The organism is Cardinium endosymbiont cEper1 of Encarsia pergandiella (genome assembly GCF_000304455.1).
Taxonomy (GTDB): Bacteria; Bacteroidota; Bacteroidia; order Cytophagales; family Amoebophilaceae; genus Cardinium.
The window spans coordinates 816911-836910 of sequence record NC_018605.1 but is presented as its reverse complement, the minus strand read 5'-3'; the positions used below and the strand labels follow the sequence as shown (position 1 = coordinate 836910).

Here is a 20000-nt window from a genome sequence, read left to right as displayed (position 1 = left end):
GCGTGTAAACTACTAACCAACTGTATGGTGGTCTTGATCCGATGGGTTATCGGCACAAATGGCTAGTGCAGCTTTGGCGGCTTCTTCTAAGGCTGCGCCTATCTCTGGGTTTAAGTATTTATTAGCTAGTTGTATATCTATGGCTAGTGTTTCTTGTGCCATATGGTGTACCTCTGGTAGATGCACATAGCCAGCTGCATGGCGCAAATCATAGAGCCGTTCGGCTAGTTTGATAAATAGAACCGAAAGCTGTACATGTTCTTCCTTGATCGCTTCTTTCAAGCGGTTCTGTACATAAAGCAACGAAGGATGATCTAGTTCTTGTCGTTTGTCTGTATTGACTATATTCCATACAAAAGCATAAATTCCTAAATTATAATGTTCCTTTATGTAAGAAAGAGGCAAACAGGTATGGCGTACCAGGTCATAGAGCAAGGAAGCATAAATCACTTTAGGAGAGTGAAAAGCCCATTCTACCACTAATGTGGAAATCCCTACTGCCCGTACATAAAACAGTTTGCCTGAGGCATGCCGTTTATGGGCAAAGCGTTGGCGCAGCAGTAGAAGCACTCCTGAAAGGATGACTAGATCGATGGGATCATTTTCATAAGCCGATTTGGAGACATAGTCATGGAATTGCATCAAAGCCATCATGGAATCGGCCTGCTCCTTAGGAGAGATAGGGCCCTCTGTGGCTAAAGCATCTATAGGTAGTCCAGCCGTCATATGCTTAAGGAGTTCAGTAACATCAGTAGGCAATACCAGCAAAATAGTTGGTGGTTTTTTATCCATAGAAATTTTTTTGTAACCATAGTGGGCAGTTACAATAGTGGATATAGTGGCTTCCTGAAGGTCTATCGGTGGCGGACATTGCTGTTGAGGTTTTATAAGATCTATCCTATCTTCATAGCATTTTTTCACCTTCGGAAGCGCTTCAGAAGGGGTAGCTACTTCACTTATTGCCCAGGCAGTAGCTTGAAAATGAGTGGATAGTAGGCGGTGACTTTCAATAGGATCTGCTTGCTTAAATTGTAAAGCGGTAGCCTGCAGTTGTAGCCGGATAATAGGGGCCTTAGCTAGGCCACCCACCCGTAAAACAGCCTGAGTCAATAAATACACTATTTGGTTTATATCGCAGGTGATATAGGGGCATAATGGTCCCATATTGTTTATTTTTTCTACGAGTAGCCTAGGCGGGTCTGACATCTCTTGGGACAACGTAAATTCCACCTTATGGATCAGCTCTTCTACATGAATTTTAGTAGGCTGGAGCAGTGCATGCTTTTTGGCTTTTTCTCTTCTATTGAAATAGGCTACCCAGTCATAAAGCTTATTGATAATACTTTGAAAATCCTGCTTATAGAGAGGCATATTTTGGTCTAAGAAAGAGATAGATTCTTCCATTTTTTGAATGACTTTTGTTAGAATAGCGCCATAGCCCTTGCACTGTCCAGCTGAAGCAGCTGGCATTATAGCGGCATCATATAAAGAAGCCTTTACTTTTTCCGCTTCTTTAAGCTTTTCTCTATTTTCAAGATAAAGAATTCTAGTTGTAGCATGGCTTAATCTGACTTTAAGGTAAATAATAATGCTGCATACCAATAGCATCGCTCCACATATCGGCAGTAGGACAACTAATTCCGGCAAAGCGCATTGAATCGCAGTAGGGAGCATCAATAATATCGTCGCTGCTACAACTTTTATCCCTAGGTAGAGGGGTAATGTCGCTAAAATAATGGCGCAATGGGCCAAAGACAAGCATGCAGTAAAAATCGTGTCTAATGAATACCAAGAATGCCAAAGCAAATCTAGCGGTAAATAAACCGTTAGGATGATAAGTGCACCTAGGCCAATCAACCAGTTCGGCAGTACTTTGCTAAAAAAAGTTTTAGAAGCGATCAGCAGGGTACCTATACAAACTTGGATTATGGGCCAAGAGATGGAAGTGGGTTGCATAAACCAATAATCCATAATAGAAGTAACCACCATATAGAGTCCTATGCAGCGTAGCATAGCATCATTGGGCGTCAATTTACTCAAAGTTACTTTTCTATTGGCCCAGGCCATTTTAATGGCTTCTTTTCGTTCCGCACGCTTCCGCGCACGTGCTTGCTGCATCTGCTGGAGCTCATTATCTGGTTTAGCCCACCCGGCACCTTCTGGTTGTTTCAGTAGATAATGGGCTGCTAGCATCGCCAAGCCATTGGCCACCATAGCCAGAAAGGAACCATCCATTCCCGTGGACGGCGCAACCCACTTGTTCCACGCTAAAATAGTGAAGAAACCAGTAGCCATACCGATTAAAGCTGTACGAGAAGTACCCCGAAAACCAAAAATGGCTAAGATAAAAGGGGCCGTTATAATAGGTAGAGCACAATCAAGAGTCCAGTACAGTAATTGTACAAGATCTTTACAACGAAAAGCTATCAACATAGCCAATAGACCTATCACTAGAGTGGCCCATCTAGCTATTCTAAGTTTATAGGCATCAATCGATTCTTTTGTCTTGTGTAGGTTTTTTAGGATATCATGGCTAACCATAATAGCAGAAACATTTAACCAAGAATCAGCGGTAGACATCGACATAGCAAGAAAACTAATGCTAAGAAAGCCTTTGAATAAAGAAGGAATATTGGTAGTTATATATTCCCAGATATTTTCTTTTAGTAAATCAGGTGCTCCTACAAAAACAAATATACCAACTAGATTGATAAAAAAGAATATAGGAAAACAAAAAAGACCTGCATACGAAAAAGCTTTTCGAGCTTGGATGAGACTAGAAGCCATATAGACCCGTTGTATAATACTAGGCTCTATAGAAGCTACCGCACAAGATAGAAAAATTAGAACTATCCCGATTAGATGGCTATTAAGCTGAAATAAGTTGTTAAACTGAAATTTAGGATAATTTTGTAGGACAGGAACTATTTCCGTGACTGGTTTGCCTATTTGTATAAACATAAACCAAGCCAGAAGCGGAATAATAATGGAAAAGGTTATAAACTGCAATATATCTGTATAAGTAATGGCCCGAATACCCCCAAATGTAGAATAAAAAATAAGAAGTATAGTGGAAAGAATAGTAATAATACGAGGTTCAATCGATGGAAAACACATCTTAATCGCCTCAGACATTACATTGATTTGCATAGTAACAGCAAAGATAGCAGTACAGATATTAACGATAGAAGCGATAATCATTGGGTGCCTACCATAGACACTATCTATAGTCTCTGACATAGAGAGGTGTTGCATAAATGGCCCCATACGCAAGGCTAATTTAGCAATGATCCATAAGCTAATACCTAAAGAGAGTGGAATTATTATCCAGTCTAAGCCAAGTTCATAAGTAGACTCTACAGTACGCTTCAACCCTCCCCCTCCAAAAGCAGTAGCCAATATCGTAGATACCAAAGTAGCCGTACCGAATTGTTTATTCCCGATTGCATATTCCCGGAAAGTAGTTTTTTTTCTACTAAAATAAATACCCATTATAAAGGTTAACCCCAAAAAGACTGCCACTATATATAACGGCATATTAAAGTATATCATAAGATCAAGCCGTTAAAAAATTAAAAAATAGGCATAGCAGTAGCGCTACACTTTATAATACGAATTCTTATCTAGAAATCAAAAGTGAAGAAAGGGACCTGTTGTAAAGGATGGTTAAAGGGAGAGATAGGGCATTACTTTTTTTCCCCAATCTGGGTGGTAGCCCGGTAGTGTTTGAATGGCATGTAAGGTAGTAAATTTTCCTTCGCGTTTTCTGTAATCTATAATGGCTTGGGCCATACCATATGAAATATAGGGATGTGCAGCCAACTGCTTACGGGTTGCCCGGTTTAAGGATACTTTTTTAGGTTGATAGCCTGTTTGTATAGTGGTGCGCTGGATGAGTTTGGCGCGCAGACGGCCAGATAAGCCATATACTTCTTTGTATTGGTCAACGGAAACAAACCCACCCAATTTGTCTCTATACCGTAGGATTCTAAGGGCAAGTGGTTGGGTTATCCCCTCTATGACTAGTAGTGGTTCTGCCGTAGTGCTGTTTATATCCAATGGGACCAATCTATCCCTATTGGCTTGCAATAAGGCCAGCTGTTTTTCCAATAACGCGGTGTCTGCACCATGGTCTGGTTTATAGCTGTAGTATAGCTGTACTACTTTAGGGGCTATAACGGCCACTAGCATAAAGGTAACCATAGCTAGTAAGCTATTGCTTTCCCTATTGGAAAAGTGGAAGACTTGTTTGATCAAATGTTTTATCTTGCGCAACATGGTCCATACGAGCGGTGTTGTATTTTTCCCATTGCTCTATGAGTTTAACAAAATTTTCTGGTAAAGCCGCTTCAAAGGAGAGTGGTGCGCCAGTAACCGGGTGGTTAAAGCCCAATACGGCTGCATGGAGTGCCTGGTAAGGCATTAGTTTAAAGCAGTTGCGTATAAACGCCTTATAGGAAGCATAGCGTTGACCCTTAACGATTGCATCACCACCATATTGCGGATCACCGAAGACGGGGTGACCGATCTGTTGCATATGGACGCGAATCTGATGGGTACGCCCTGTTTCTAATCTACAGGCTACAAGGGCAACCTGCTGTAGTGGCTTGATGACCTGATAATGGGTAACAGCCTTTTTCCCATCTGGGAAAGCTAAGCTTTTTTGATGGCGGCGGCTTTTCCCAATATTTAAATCGATGGTGCCGCATCCATTTTCAGGGTTGCCCCAAACCAATGCATGGTAAATCCGTTTGACCGTATGGTTGTAAAATTGACGGGACAAATGGGCCAAACTTTCTGCTGTTTTGGCGACTACCAATAGACCAGATGTATCTTTATCAATCCGATGTACCAAGCCAGGCCGGGTCGGCATATCGTCTTTTAAAGGTAAATTTTTATAGCGATGGAGCAGCCCATGGGCCAATGTTCCGGTTTGATGGGCGGTATCTGGATGGACTACCATCTGGGCTGGTTTGTGGACAACCAGTAAGTGGTCATCTTCATATACAATATCTAATGGTATCGCTTCTGGCGTCAGCGTAGCTGCCTCCGTGGCGGTAGGTATATGGGCTATGATTGCATCTTTAGGCTGAACCTTATAATTGGATTTTATAGGCTGACCATTAACGGAAACCCATTCCTGTGCAATGGCTGATTGGACTTTATGGCGACTTATATTTAAAAAGTCTGATAAAAATTTGTCTATACGCAAGTTACAATTTTCGTTTGTAACGGTCATTAGATGGGCCTTTAAAAGCCTTTGAAATGGGCGATCTGGTTTCATGTATAAGAGAAAAATGGCTTGGTGCAATCTGCTATAGCTAGGATCATATTACATAGTCCTTTCGTTTCATAAGTGCATCCATCAGCAATCCATTTTTAAATAATTTTCGTTTGCCGACTAGGTGGGCTTTTCGATCTACGCTGGGGCTAGGTTTGGATAAGCTAGGATGCGCGGCTGCTGCTTGCGGCAAAGGTGTCGCTTGAGGCTTTTTGTGCACCACTGGCTTGGCTATAGTAGAAGAGATGGCTTGATGCGTTACCTCCTGCTTGGCCTGCTCTTCATCATAATCGTCCTCTTCTTCCTCTTCATCATAATCATATTTTTCGTTATGGGACATTGTATTATCTGAATCCCTCCGATGGGTATAGAGCCATCGGATACCCGAAAAGATTAAAATTATAAGAATCTTAAAGGCTGCTTTAGATAGAAATGTATAAAAATCCATTGGTTGACCTTACAAATAAACAAAAATGTATTGCGTACGAAGCTGTAATGGATCAATTTACTATAAAAAGCGCAATATAGGCTTTTTATCCACCACAAAGTAGCGCTAAGGCGCTTATTAAAGCTGTCGTTTGATTTCTTTTCGCTCAAAACCCTCTATAATATCCCCTACTTCAATTTCGTCAAAATTTTTAATATGTATACCGCATTCAGAGACAGATTTTACTTGTTTGATCTCTTCTAGTCCATGCTTTATAGTCTGAATGGGACCTGTAAATACAACTTCCTCTTTCCGAATGACACGTATGGGGTTAGATTGTTTGATAAAACCTGCTTGCACTTGACATCCTGCAATATTACCGATTTTTGAAAAAGTAAAGATCTTTTTAACCTCTGCTCGACCGGTAGGTACTTCTTCGATAGTGGGCACCAAAAGTCCCTGTACTGCATTGCGTACGTCATCTATAACACTATAAATAATGGAATAGTGTTTAATCTCTACCCCTTCTCTTTCAGCCAATTTTTTAGCTTGTGCAGATGGTTTAATATGAAAAGCAATGATAATAGCTTCAGAAGCAGCCGCAAGGAGCACGTCGGACTCTGAGACGGCTCCTACACACTTGTGTAAAATATTGACGCCTACTTCTTCATGGGATAGGCTAAGCAGTGCATCGGCCAATGCTTCAATGGAACCATCCATATCCCCTTTAATGATAATATTAAGCTCCTTGAAGTTCCCTACCGCTAAACGACGTCCAATTTCATCTAGGGTAAGTTGAGATTTTGTGCGCAATCCCTGCTCGCGCAACAGCTGTTGCTTTTTTTGGGCCAATTCGCCTACTTCTTTTATAGTATCCATCACACGAAAAGTATCTCCTGCTCTGGGGGGACCATTTAATCCCAATACTTGCACAGCTGTACCGGGAGGCGCTATTTTTTGCGCTATGTTTTGGTGGTTTAACATCGCTTTAACCTTTCCATAGTAGACACCTGCTAGTATAATATCGCCTACCCGTAAGGTGCCATCTTGTACAATGGCAGTAGATATATATCCCCTACCGGGATCTAAAAAAGACTCAATAATGGTCCCCTTGGACTTTCTAGAGGGTGTGGCTTGTAAGTTTAATAGAGCAGCTTCTAGCAGAATTTTTTCCAGCAGTTCGTTGACGCCTTGCCCTGTTTTAGCTGATATTTCTTGGCACTGGTATTTTCCACCCCAATCCTCCACTAAGATGTTAAGATTGGCCAAATCTTGTTTAACCTTCTCTGGGTTGGCTTGTGGTTTATCCATTTTATTGATGGCAATAATAATAGGACAACCTGCTACTTGCGCGTGGCTAATGGACTCTTTAGTTTGGTTCATGATGCTATCATCTGCAGCGATCAAGATTACAATAATATCGGTTACCTGTGCACCCCTGGTACGCATGGCTGTGAAAGCTTCATGGCCAGGTGTATCTAAAAAGACAATTTTTTTGTTTTGATCGGTCGTAATGGCATAGGCTCCAATGTGCTGGGTAATACCGCCAGCTTCTTTCGCAGCTACTTTTGTAGTACGAATGTAATCTAATAATGAAGTTTTGCCATGGTCTACGTGTCCCATAATGGTTACAATAGGAGGACGTTCTACTAGTGGACCACTGGCCTCTTCTATATCTTGATAGACCTCTTCTTCTTGTATGGCAACAAATTCTACACTATAGCCAAACTCATCCGCAACTACTGTGATGGCTTCTGCATCCAGACGTTGGTTGATGGATATAATCATACCTAAGGACATACAAGTAGAAAGTACTTCATTGACCGTAGTGTCCATAAAAGAGGCAAGTTCACTAGCTGAAATAAATTCCGTGATTTTTAGGATTTTTTCTGCTTTTTTTTCTTGATTTTGACGTTTTTCTTCAGCTTTTAGGTGGGCAGTACGCCTGTCTTTTTTATATTTAGCGCGCGTTCCATCGCCGGTACCTTGGTTTAATTTTGCTAAGGTTCTTTTGATTTGACTTTCTATTTCTTGGGAGGATACGCCTTCTTGTTCTTTTGGGCTTAATTTGGGATCTTTTCGAAAATCATTTGGGTGTGCATTAAAATTAGATAATCCTATTTTTTTACCATGTATAGGTCTAGCTGTAGCAGCGTTATCTATACCCTTTTTGAACCTATTTTGTACTTTTGTACGCCCTGTTTTAGATGTACCGATGCCACCGTTGGATTTTTGGGATAGCGTACCACTGTTCTGGTGGTGCTTTCTAAAAGTAGGTTCAGATAGCGTCATTTTACCTACGATGGTAGGCCTTTTAAGGGGTTCTGAGAAAGATATTTTATCTGGCTTAAGAGGGGCTGGTTTGACGCTTTCTTGATCTGCCTTCGCATCGGCTTCCGTTATGGGTGGGTGTATTTCTGCCGTCTCAGCCGGAGTAGAGGGAACCATAGAAGGAACTTTAGCTTTCGTTTTTTCAGTAGTTAAGTCAATTTTTCCAATTGTTTTTAACCCAGGTAAAACTGGAACAGAAGCTTCATAATGAGCAGGTGGAGTAGGGGGCGCTTCAGATGGGGCAACGATGTTTAGATAGGTTTTACCAATGGTTACATGTGCAGCTTCTTCTTTATCCATACCAGCTGAGACGAATTCAGTAGCCAATAGGTTAAATTGTTCGATCGTTATTTTAGCGTTGGGCTTGTTATCTACCACAAATCCTTTTTGAGCTAAAAAAGAAGCAAGGGTCTCTGTTCCTACATTTAATTTTCGAGCCACTTGGCTAAGTCGCATGTTTTTTTCTTGATTCATAGGGTGTATTACGCTACCTAGCGGATCTATTTAGGTCAACGATTAAGCGCTTGATCTAATATGGCATAGATTTCGTCTATTGTTTCTTGTTCTAAATCTATACGTTCCTCAAGGGTTGTTTTGGACAAGGTTAAAACACTTCTAGCAGAGTCTAACCCAATTTTATACAGTTCCTCCAAAATCCAAGGTTCAATGGTCTCATTAAACTCCGAAAGTGGAATATCATGCTGTTCTAAATGGCTGGGCAGATCCCTATACACATCTAGTTCTTTGCCAATTAGCCGACTCGCTAGTTTAATATTTTGGCCTCCTTTCCCAATTGCTAGTGCTACTTGATTGGGATCCAAGTAGACAGAGATCCTATCATTTCTTTGTTCGATTCGATTGATACATGCAGGGCTCAGGGCACGTGTAATATACAATTCTAAATTATCAGTATAATTAATAATGTCAATGTTTTCGTACTGAACTTCTTTGACGATACCGTGTATGCGAGACCCTTTGATACCTACACAAGCGCCAACTGGATCGATTCTGTCGTCAAAAGTTTCAACAGCCACCTTTGCACGCGCACCGGGATCCCGTACGATTTTTTTTATGGCAATAAGTCCATCTTGGATTTCAGGAATCTCATTTTCAAATAATTTTTCTAAAAAAATAGGTGATGTCCTAGAAAGTATCACTCGAGGTATTGCATTATGAATCCCTACCTTGGAGATAACGGCACGAACATGCTCCCCTTTTTTAAACTGATCCTTAGGTATTTGTTCTGATTTTGGTAAGAAAAGTTCATTCCATTCGTCATCTAATAAAATAATTTCTTTGCTTAAAATTTGATTGACTTCAGCTGTAATTAGGCAACCCACCAGTTGTTCATATTTATTATAGAGCGATTCTTTTTCCAGTTCTCGAACTTTTTGTACCAGCATTTGCTTGGCAGTCAGAATCAGCCTTCTGCCAAAATCGGAAATTTTAATTTCTTCAGATAGTTCTTCTCCTAGTTCAAAATCGGCCTCTATTTTTCTAGCCTCTGAAAGGGGTATTTTATCAGGGGCGCATCTATCTGCTGCATCATCTGTTACTACTTCACGAAAACGCCATATCTGGAGGTCTCCTTTATCAAGGTTGATGATGATATCAAAATTATCACTATTCCCAAATTTGCTAAGCATAACTGCACGCAATACATCTTCTAAAATACGTATGACGGTGGGGCGATCAATATTTTTAGATTTGGCAAATTCTGCAAATGACTCTACTAATTTATTATTATCCATGTGTCACTAAACATAAGCACGTATCAAGGTAAAATATGCACAAAAAGCAGCATACACCGCACCTCTGCAACACAAATTGCTTTACCAGGGCTAAAACTAGGTTACGCGTTTTACTTTTTTATTAAAGGTTATTATAATGTATGCTGGGGATTAAAAATAATAAATTTATATTACTGTAACTAAAAATCTAATCCTAAACTAAAAATCTAATCCTAAATAGATACCATGTAGCAACCTACACAACAAAATTATATTTTTTTAACATAATGCCAGTTTACAGCGGTAAGATCCAACCCCACACAATATACAAAAAAATATCTCTAAACCCTTTTAGCTTCTTTTAGAAATAGTAAAATAAACTTTAAATCAGCTATTCATCTCCGCCATTTTTTTTGTATCTATTATAGCGAATGCCGGCCACTGCTTTTTGTAAATGTATCAGTTCTGTATCGATTACACCTTGACCAATGCTTAATAGAATGCCTAATGCAATACCCGTAAATAAAACGGAAGTGCCACCCATACTCACAAATGGTAAAGGAAGGCCTGTAACAGGGCCGAGACCTACTGCAATTGACATATTCAATAAAGCTTGAAATACAATTAAAAGGCTTATACCTGTAGCTAAAATTCCCCCATAATAACTAGAAGCTGTAGGCAATAAAGCAATCGATCTATATAGTAAAAGCAAATAGAGCACTAGGATAAATATACCGCCTATAAGGCCATACTCTTCAATTAAGATGGCATAAATAAAGTCTGAATAGGGATGGGGTAAGAAGTTGCGTTGGGTGCTATTACCAGGTCCTTTACCCAAAAGTCCACCTGTTGCAATAGCAATGTAAGATTGTTCAGCTTGAAAGGAGACAGTACCTTTGATAAATCCCTCTATTCGTTTAAGGGCTGTTCTCCCACGTTGGCCCCAGATTAATCCGCCGCCTCCAACTAATATACCAGTAAGTACAATAATGAGTAAATACTTAATAGGGATTCTACCAATGAACATAAGGGTCAAGCAGGTGGCAAATAATAAAATCGCACAAGAAAAATTGGTTAAAGCAATTAACCCACTAATCAGGCCAGACCAGATTAACATAGGCAAACAGGCAGCTCTAAAGCAAGTAATATTTTTTTGTTGTTTGGCTAGCATATGGGCGATCCGTATAATAAGGGAAAGTTGTGCTAGGTCAGATGGTTGAAAAGATTTGTTGATAAAAGGGATATTCAGCCAACGAGAAGCTTCATTTAATTTCAGTCCATACTGCCAGGTTACAAGCAAGAGTGGAATAGACATCCAAAGTGCAACTTTAGCGATAGCGGCATAGTAGCGGTAATCAATCCGGTGACTTAACCACATTGCAGCTAATCCGCCACCTATAAGCAGTGCCTGCCTTATCAAATAATATTCCGTATTGTGGTGCATTTGTCTATAGGCTAAAGAACTAGAAGCGCTATAAACCGCTAGAATACTCAGGTGGGAGAATATAAAAGCAATGCCCCATATAATGGGATCTCCTTTTAGTTTTGCTTTAATCAACTGCTTCATAGTTAATCGACTATATCCTCCACTTAGTTAAAAGTAGGGTAATCGGACTTTTTTATTAGTCTATGGTATTTTTTTGAGAGCATGGCTACTGCTGCAATCCAAGTGATGCAAATTAAGATAAATAATACCATTGAAAATGGTGCCAGTTGATTGGGTTGTGCCGTAGCAAAAATGGTATAACTAATGACTTGTACAATCGCACCTACAGATTTTCCTATTTTGCTACCTAGTATATCCACTGCTGCTTTGCCTTTTGTACCCATCTCACGGTCTAAAGGAATGTATAACATCTCTTTGGTTGCATCAAACAAAGCATATTTAGCCCCTTTAGCCAATACATTTTGTAGACCACCTATAGCTATAATAATGGTTAAAGTGGATATACCGATTATAGTCTCTGGTAAAAAATTCAAATTCGTCGCTATTGTAAAAAGGAAAAACAAGCTGCCCACTGCCAGTGTTGTAATAGGTGTAACCAGTGATGCACCTAGCCAACTTAGTTTCCGAATAATTGTATTGCCGAAGCAAGAACAAGTAAGCGTGCAAATGCCTGTCCAGAATAAAACTTTTCCTTGATAATTAATAAAATTTGTAGGGTTTTTTTTATAAAAAAGACTGGTTTCATGGAGCCAGAGTCCTTCTATTAAATGAACCACTGTGGAGTAAGAAATCATCAATATACAGATTAAGCCGAGGTATTTAGACTTGGCCACTACTTTAAAACTTTCATAGAGACCCAATTGTAGTTTGGTCTTTATGCGAAGGGGCACCGCTTTACCATAGATGATATGCTTTTCAATATATTTGTGTACAAATAGTATAAAGAGACACAAGAGCATAATAACCACCATAAGAGCAGCTATTTTCAGTTCTATTTCTGTTTTACGTACCCTTAGAAAGGGCAATAAAACATGATCACTACGAGAAAAGTAAACCATAATACTGCTGGAAATAAGTAGATTAGCTTGTCCAACCAAATTCCAAAAAAAGTAAACCCGGTTTGCTTCTTCTGTTTTAGTTATGGTATTGGCCAGCTGCCAATATAATAAAGTAAAAACAATCATAGGCCAAAGTTCACCCATTACATAGAAAAGTACCAAGGTCCATTTTCCCCACATCATAAAAAACCATTTAAAATGGGGATGGAGCTTAATATAACCATCTACCATACAAGGATCAGGGTGTAATAGCGCTTGATAAGGGAATAAAAAAAAGCCAAATAGGATGAAAAAAAAGAGAAAAAAAAGTATAATCCCTCTAAAGATCTTTTCTGTGGTTGTCTTATTACATAAGAGAGTATAAATCACTACAAATACCATCCCTGCAGGCATTTCAATAAATAGTTTGATAAAACTCAATACCTCTGCTCCTATTAAGGTAACGACAAGACTGTCTTTTATGCCACGAATTAAATTTTGATTCAGTAGAATAAGAAACATTAAGATGGCCATAGAAAAATTTTTTTTTAGCCTACTGCTTTTAATAGGCCAGCGCGTAGCATACGAATTTTTTAATAAGGCGATTGCTTCTTTCATATTGATTTTTAGGTTTTTAAATGTATTGCACAGATTAAAATCTTGGTGTCGCAGATGGACGGTAATCTCTAAAATTTGCTCAATAAAAGCATTACAAGACCGTGGGCAATAGAATAGGGAACGATTTGCAAAATGCGCATGCTTAATCCATTAAAGATGGCAAAAAAGTTCTTTTCTACTGTAATGTTATGTTTTAAGCGACCTATCCAAGTCATACGCACCTCTGCACCACAATTTTGTGTGGCGATTAGATCAAAAGGAATGGTTAAAGCAGATGCAGCTATACCCAATAAAGTATTCACCATTATATTGATGCCTATTCCGCTTATATGCTTTGTAAGCGCATAAGCTAATATACATGGTGAGGCACTTATTATATTTCTTAAAAGAACAGGCGTAAAAATATCCATAATCCTTTCTTTTCGTTTGATAAAATCACCTTTATTGGCAGCAATTTCTTTTGTTTCGCTGTATACAGTGACAATTGTTTCAACTATTCCCGCTAAGAAGGATTCCCAGCTAACTAATAAGGTACAATAGGTTATTGGATAATAGTTAATAGAGCAAAGGAAGAGCCATTGGGAAAGTCCAAAGGATAAAGCGGCTATAACCTGTCGAAATGCATAAATATGGGCACCTGAAAAAAACAATTTAATGTTTCTACTATGTATACATCTATTAATAATAGAGGTATAGGATTCGCCCGTTTCTTGGTGGACTACTTTTATAAATTGGGCAGGTGCTACTAGATAAGCTACCATCATGCAGACTATACCATGTGCAAGTGGATCAAAAAAAAAGTGATATAAAAGTGTATTATGCTGCATAGCCATAAATGATATAGATAATTTGGATTAAAGTTGATCTATATATCTAATGTATCACGATACAAATAGATATATTTTTTAGGTATATAACCTAACCTTGTATTTAGTTGCTGCGTTGTATGCGAACGATCATTTATTAAGGGGAAATGCTATGTGCATTTTGCAACGGGGTTAGCAACAAATCCTAAATATAAAACTTTCAAAGGATTTTTTCAATTCATCATCTGTTTAACCTCTTCGGCTTGGTTCTGTCGCGTTTGTTTTAAGGGAGCGGTTATTTAATTTTGGTCAAAAATTGACTAAAATGTTTTGTATATATGAAATGTCGTTTTTCTTTAAGCTATAGAGACTTGGAAGAAATGATGCATATGAGAGGCGCAAAGATTGACCATTCTACTTTACAAAGGTGGGTCATTAAGTTCATTCTACTCATAGATCAAGAAGTAAGAAAAAGAAAACGCCCAGTTGGTAGTAGCTGGAGAATGGATGAAACTTACGTCAAACTAAATGGTAAGTGGATTTATTTATATAGAGCAGTAGATCGTTATGGAGATACAGTTGATTTTTTTCTAAGTGAACGTAGAGATAAGTCTTTAGCTCTTTCTTTTTTTCGTAAGGCTATCAAAGATAATAACACTCCATACAAAGTGGTAATTGACAAAAGCGGTAGTAATAAATCTGCGCTTGGTGCTTTAAATACAGAAATAGATCAAGGTCACAAGATTCAAATATTTCAAAATAAATATTTGAACAATAGAGTCGAACAAGATCATAGGTTTATCAAAAAACGGATAAAACCTATGTTGGGATTTAAAAGTTTCCATTCAGCTAACATTACCATTACAGGAATAGAAAATATTAGAATCATTCAAAAAGGACAATTAATCGGATCTAAAAAACAGGTATCTACTTTTGAGAACTTTGCTAAACTTATGGCCGAATAATATCCAAAATTCAAGACAAGGGAGACAACTATACAAAATTAAATACAGACGCTACAAAGCCAAAACCTTACAGAGTGGTACCGGAAGGACTCGAACCTTCACCCTACTGCTTAGAAGGCAGTTGCTCTATCCATTGAGCTACGGAACCTAAAATGTATTTATTTAGTTTAGTTACTTGGCAACGTTCCCGTACTAAACAGATAGCAGCTAAATGAAAAAGAAGCTACATGAAGTTAGTTGATATTTAGACTTGTCAGTCGGGGCGGCAGGATTCGAACCTGCGACCTTCTGCTCCCAAAGCAGACGCGATAACCGAGCTACGCTACGCCCCGAATCTACAAGCGAAATAAAAAGCGGATAGGGGGGGATTCGAACCCCCGGTACAGAATAATCCATACCGCAGTTTAGCAAACTGCTGGTTTAAGCCACTCACCCACCTATCCCTATAGCGCCTTACCTATTAAACTAAGTAAATTTAGTGAAATTATAGTAAAAACGTGCATGTAATTTATAAAAAATAGCCTGAATTCGATATAAGATAATTTTAAGTGGTCTATGGCTCTTTTAACCGTTCTGCCAGTGTATGCATAGCTAGATTATGGGCTGCTTTTAATAAAATACCACTATGTTCAAAGGTATGTCTATCTAAATAGACCGCCAATGTTTCTTTATTGGGAAAACAGTACATTTTCGTATGGGGTCGTTGGTGGGCTGCAAGGGTTAAAAAAGGACCACATAGTAGTACGCGATCATAATGGGGTTGGCAAAGCTGTTCAACCACTTTGTTATGCCAAGCAGTAGTCTGACTGCCTAAATCAGTCATATCACCTAATATAACGATACGGTATGGTACCTTTAATTGCAACAATGCATCAAGAGCCGTTTGAACAGAAGCAGGACTGGCATTGTAGCTATCTATAATTAATTGATTGCTTCCTTTAATCACTAATTGCATCCGTTGATTGGTAGGAACATAAGCTTGAATGGCTGCGTGGGCTGTTGCAGTAGGTACATTAAAGTATTTGGCTACACAGAGCGCTGCTGCTATATTGTGTATATGGGCTTTCCCCAATAAATGGGTCGCAAAAATCTCCCCTTCTGAGGTTTTACAATGTAGGTAGGGCTTCTCACCAACCAACTCCAGTGGTGCAAAGTCACTGGGTTGGGGATAGGTAATTGGTTGATTAAATGGTCTGCTTATTCTAGACAATAGAGGCATTAAGGTGTTCAAAAAAACAGTACCACCTGTATTATATAGATAATCATATAACTCGCCTTTGCCTTGGATAACACCTTTTATACTCCCAAATCCTTCAAGATGAGCAGCTCCAATAGCGGTAATCATACCATGTGTAGGTCGTGCTAGGTTGCAACATAAAGTAATATCACCTAATTGGGTAGCACCCATTTCTATAACTGCTATTTGTGTATTCTGTTGTAGGGACAAAATCGTTAAAGCGACTCCAATAGCGGTATTTAAGTTGCCTTTGGTGGCTACTGTTCTGTAAGTGGTCCGCAAGGTGTGATAGATAAGCTCTTTGGTAGTGGTTTTACCGTAAGAGCCCGTTATGGCTATAACTGGAAAAAGAGGACTATATTGAGCCCTATGGTAACCAGCCAATTGGATAAGCGTAGCAAGACTATCCTTAACTAAGATATAAGCAGATGATGGCTTCGCATAGGCAGGATCATCTATAATTACATAACAGGCGCCTTTTGCTAGCGCTTCTGCAGCAAAAGCATTCCCATTAAAGTGAGGGCCCCGAATGGCAAAAAAAAGTGCACCTGGTGCAAAATAGCGGCTATCTGTGGTGACAGACCGCGCTGTTAGATATTTCTGATAAAGGGTTTCTATAGCAACCATAGATTATAGAAGTCAAGATTTGATCTTACAGACAGTAAAAATCATTCCACTATGTCTATCTACGACACACAACGCGACAGAACAATTTATTGGACTGCAGGGATGCCATCTAGTGATTTTTTCGCTAATTGTATGGCTCGTTTGACCGGCCAAAGCGTAGCCAATAAACTAAATAAAATGGTTACAATAGTGGTGTATACGCAATCGAACGCATGGATTTCTACAGGGTAAGCCACCCTATGGCTTGTTTTAGTGAAAGTAACGATCCCAAACTTTTGCTGCAAAAAGCTTAATCCCCAACCAAGCATAAGGCCGTATAGGATACCCTTCAAGGCTACTAGCATTCCATTGTAGAAAAAAATTTTACCTATTTCTCGTGGCGTAGCGCCTAATGAAACAAGTATTGCAATGTTTTTTTGCTTTTGTAGTATGGACATGCATAGCATAAAGAAAATATGCAGTGAAGCTAAAAGCAATACCAAAGCAAAAATAAAGCAAACGGAAAGCCGTTCAATGAAAATAGCCCTACGTCGTGTTGCATTTTGTTCAGTTTGATTGGTTACTTTATAGCCATTTGGCAGTAGTTTTTCTATGTTTATTTGCATATTTTGAACCTCAGATGTAGCTTCTATGACCACTTCCCAATGCGTACGTTTCTTTAAGCCATTGGTCAATCCTTCCACGAAGCGAATAGGCGCAATGATATATTTGCAATCTATTGAAGGCGCTATAGAGAAGAGGCCATCTATCTCTAAAGTGGTACGCTTATAGGGCTTATTAAGATGGTGGCCATTCTGATTTGGATAAAAAACCTCTACCTTATTGTTATGAGTAGTCCATTGTACAAATTGAGCAACGCCTATGCCTGCGATAGCTTTAGCCCTATCATCTCCTAAGAAAGCAACCCCATCCATACGCTTGGAATTTTTATAAAAATCACTTATTGTAAAATTATTCGAAACGCCTTTAATGGTTACAATAGCTTGGTGATCAAGCAAACGCATGAGTGCAGTCACTTCTAATACTTCTACTATATCGGTTACACCAGCAACATCCATAATTTGTTTTTTTAACTCTTTATTAGATAAAAATGTTTTTCCTGTTTGGCATTCTATTTTTAATGCAGGTGTATAGGTATAAAATAAAGCGGATAATAGCTTTTGCATGCCGTTCATAGTAGCTAATACGAGTAATAAAATAGCCGTACTCAATACCATGCTGTAACAAGCAAGTCTGGATAACCTATATATTAGTGTGATTTTGCTCTGTTTTTTAACGTAACGTTTGGCAATAAAAAAAGAAATTTGCATCTAAAATCAATAATTTATATTATATAATTCAATGCTTTAGCCTTAAAATTAAGATAACAAAAATTAAATAATAAATAGCAACAGCGATCATAGAGAAAGTTGCTTGTATAAATTTAGAAATTACTCTATTTTTGGCTGCTTAAAGCTTGGTTTAAAACCTACCAATGCTGCTTAAATTTAATTTATTTTTTATTTTTTGTATTATGTATTGGACACTTGAACTGGTATCGCATTTAGAAGACGCCCCTTGGCCAGCCACTAAGGATGAATTAATAGACTATGCCAAACGGTCAGGCGCCCCTTTTGAAGTCATTAGAAATCTAGAGGAATTGGATGACGACGATTATCCATATACATCTATTGAAGAAATATGGCCCGACTATCCAACGGGTGATGATTTCATTTTTAATGAAGATGAATATTGATCAATATCTTACCGATTTTAGGTGATTGTGGTAGTCATTTCTAGGTAATAAGGTGTTATGCTGTACATAACCTCTTAGCCTAGATTTGATTTATATCGACCACTGTACATACAGGGCAATAATATTTTAAATGGGTTCTATCGATGGGTAAAAAATATAGAAGTCAATATATAAGTTTAACCGTTAGACTGGCACTTGCTTTTTCTGTACTATATAAGGTAGAGGCCAGCGATTTTACCCCTGTTTCTTATGCCGTTAGAACCATAACCATCTTATCTACAGGTGCTATAGACCCAATAAGTGCTAAGCCATATTCTTGCTTACGTTTGGTTAAATGGCTTACTCCTACTACTGATGCTTCATTAATTTATAGAGCGATCAACTTGGAAGCAGGAGCGATTTTTGATCGGAAAATGCTATTATCTATCGAAAAACGGTTAATGGAACTGCCTTACTTTTCAACTGTATCTATTATCCCTAAAGTGGTTGATGCAAACGGAAACAGCCATTTATCGGACCTAATCATACAAACCAAGGATCGATTTCCTATAATCTTTGACTTAAACCTAAATGAGGGACCTTTGCTTACCATAACCCATCATAATGCATGGGGCCATGGACATGGTTTAACCCAGGAGTTTTTTCTAAAAAAAAGATGGGGATACGGATGCACATATGAATTACCTAAGCTGCATGGAAATTATTTTTTGGGAGGTCAGTTTTACGATCAGGTAGAAGATACCTATGGATTTAATTACAGGAATCTATGGATGGGCAAGTTATGCGCTATACGAGCAAAGACATCCTCTTTGCCTTACTATTGGATCACTGGACTAAGTGGCTATATAAAACAATTTAGCGCATCTCCATCTGTTTCGGATACGCTCCATAATCCTTACCATAATTATAGACTTATTTTGGGTAAGGTAGGATGGGTAGCGGATGGGTACACGACTATAAGAGGTGTGCACCAACTGAATGTGTTAGAAAAGCTACCCAACGGTGGGTCTATAGAAGTCCTATATGGCTACCAAAATGGCGCATGCAATAACAGGCACTATGTAGGCATCAATGGGATTAAAAATATTGTCCATCCTACCTTCAGATATTTGCATTTAAGCTTTGAATCAGGAGCTTTTATATATAAAAAAACAGTAGAAGAAGCCATACTTAAATTTATATTGGCCTATTCAGGTCCACCCATACGAACCTGTAATGGGGCGCGCCAATTTGTAGCCATAAACTATATAATAGGTTACTGGATGCCTCAGGAACGCGTACTAGGCATTCGGCCCCGTGACCCTGAATTATTGGCACCACTTGAACAAGATAACCGTTTGCAAGAACCTATTTATGGACGGCTTAATGTGCAGTTACAGAGCACCTTGCATAAGCCAATTGTCATACAAACTATCCGTTTTGTTTGTCTTGGCTTTACCCATTTTATTGGGCTATACAATCAAAGCAATCAGCTATTGAACGAGACTTGGGTAGACAACTATGGCGTAGGCGTACAATTAGAACATGTCCGTATGTCATGGCCGACAGTAGCATGTACAATAGGATATAGCCCTTTATTAGGGAAGATAGTACCATCGGTTCAGCTTTCTATTGGTCACTTTAAGAATAAAAAAACGCTTAACCCTACATTGATTGCCTATAGCTAATTGCTATAATTTTGATTTTGTCGCATGGTGTGTCTATCATGAAAAAAAGGAAGTGATAATAAAATATTCATATTATTTACTGATTAACAAAT

At 38.7% G+C, this 20000-nt stretch carries 14 protein-coding genes and 3 tRNA genes; 3 read left to right on the top strand and 14 right to left on the bottom strand.

What is annotated here, in order from left to right; all coding sequences use genetic code 11:
• Positions 1-12: 12 nt before the first annotated feature.
• The 9 genes from AL022_RS03700 to AL022_RS03660 form a co-directional block, all read right to left on the bottom strand.
• Entirely contained in the window at positions 13-3537 is a 3525-nt protein-coding gene (locus tag AL022_RS03700; protein WP_041546142.1) for a sodium:solute symporter family transporter, read from the bottom strand.
• Positions 3538-3666: 129 nt separating this feature from the next.
• Positions 3667-4257 (bottom strand): ComEA family DNA-binding protein, encoded by a 591-nt coding sequence (locus AL022_RS03695; protein ID WP_158309917.1) that lies wholly within the window; start codon positions 4255-4257, stop codon positions 3667-3669.
• Positions 4226-5284 (bottom strand): RluA family pseudouridine synthase, encoded by a 1059-nt coding sequence (locus AL022_RS03690; protein ID WP_014934936.1) that lies wholly within the window; start codon positions 5282-5284, stop codon positions 4226-4228. Before AL022_RS03690 ends, AL022_RS03695 begins: the two co-directional genes overlap by 32 nt.
• Positions 5285-5327: 43 nt before the next feature.
• Positions 5328-5729, bottom strand: a complete 402-nt coding sequence (locus AL022_RS03685; RefSeq protein WP_014934935.1) for a hypothetical protein — start codon at positions 5727-5729, stop codon at positions 5328-5330.
• Between the two features lie 117 nt (positions 5730-5846).
• Complete coding sequence (gene infB / locus AL022_RS03680; protein WP_014934934.1) at positions 5847-8513, bottom strand: translation initiation factor IF-2; 2667 nt, start codon at positions 8511-8513, stop codon at positions 5847-5849.
• A 35-nt stretch (positions 8514-8548) separates the two neighbouring features.
• Complete coding sequence (nusA, locus tag AL022_RS03675) at positions 8549-9790, bottom strand: transcription termination factor NusA (RefSeq protein WP_014934933.1); 1242 nt, start codon at positions 9788-9790, stop codon at positions 8549-8551.
• A gap of 370 nt (positions 9791-10160) precedes the next feature.
• Positions 10161-11336 carry an FtsW/RodA/SpoVE family cell cycle protein gene (locus AL022_RS03670; RefSeq protein WP_014934932.1) on the bottom strand — a complete coding sequence of 392 codons (1176 nt, stop codon included), beginning with the start codon at positions 11334-11336 and terminating at the stop codon, positions 10161-10163.
• A gap of 23 nt (positions 11337-11359) precedes the next feature.
• Complete coding sequence (locus AL022_RS03665) at positions 11360-12871, bottom strand: Npt1/Npt2 family nucleotide transporter (protein ID WP_014934931.1); 1512 nt, start codon at positions 12869-12871, stop codon at positions 11360-11362.
• Between the two features lie 68 nt (positions 12872-12939).
• Entirely contained in the window at positions 12940-13698 is a 759-nt protein-coding gene (locus AL022_RS03660; protein ID WP_148269059.1) for a hypothetical protein, read from the bottom strand.
• 317 nt (positions 13699-14015) lie between these two features.
• Here AL022_RS03660 and AL022_RS03655 point away from each other — a divergent pair, with 317 nt between their 5' ends.
• A complete protein-coding gene (locus AL022_RS03655; protein WP_014934929.1) occupies positions 14016-14642 on the top strand; it encodes an IS6 family transposase in 627 nt (208 codons plus the stop codon).
• Between the two features lie 75 nt (positions 14643-14717).
• Here the strand turns inward: AL022_RS03655 and AL022_RS03650 are convergent.
• The 5 genes from AL022_RS03650 to AL022_RS03630 form a co-directional block, all read right to left on the bottom strand.
• Positions 14718-14790 (bottom strand) — tRNA-Arg (locus tag AL022_RS03650).
• 109 nt (positions 14791-14899) lie between these two features.
• Positions 14900-14974, bottom strand: a tRNA-Pro gene (locus tag AL022_RS03645).
• A gap of 22 nt (positions 14975-14996) precedes the next feature.
• Positions 14997-15085, bottom strand: a tRNA-Ser gene (locus tag AL022_RS03640).
• A gap of 110 nt (positions 15086-15195) precedes the next feature.
• Positions 15196-16506 (bottom strand): UDP-N-acetylmuramoyl-tripeptide--D-alanyl-D-alanine ligase, encoded by a 1311-nt coding sequence (locus AL022_RS03635; protein ID WP_014934928.1) that lies wholly within the window; start codon positions 16504-16506, stop codon positions 15196-15198.
• Between the two features lie 86 nt (positions 16507-16592).
• On the bottom strand, positions 16593-17816 hold the full coding sequence (locus tag AL022_RS03630; RefSeq protein ID WP_014934927.1) for an ABC transporter permease: 1224 nt from the start codon (positions 17814-17816) through the stop codon (positions 16593-16595).
• 203 nt (positions 17817-18019) lie between these two features.
• Between AL022_RS03630 and AL022_RS03625 the strand changes: the two genes are divergently transcribed.
• Positions 18020-18241, top strand: a complete 222-nt coding sequence (locus tag AL022_RS03625; RefSeq protein WP_034576849.1) for a DUF2795 domain-containing protein — start codon at positions 18020-18022, stop codon at positions 18239-18241.
• 143 nt (positions 18242-18384) lie between these two features.
• Positions 18385-19908: a BamA/TamA family outer membrane protein gene (locus AL022_RS03620; protein ID WP_014934925.1), complete on the top strand. Its 1524-nt coding sequence runs from the start codon at positions 18385-18387 to the stop codon at positions 19906-19908.
• Positions 19909-20000: the final 92 nt, after the last annotated feature.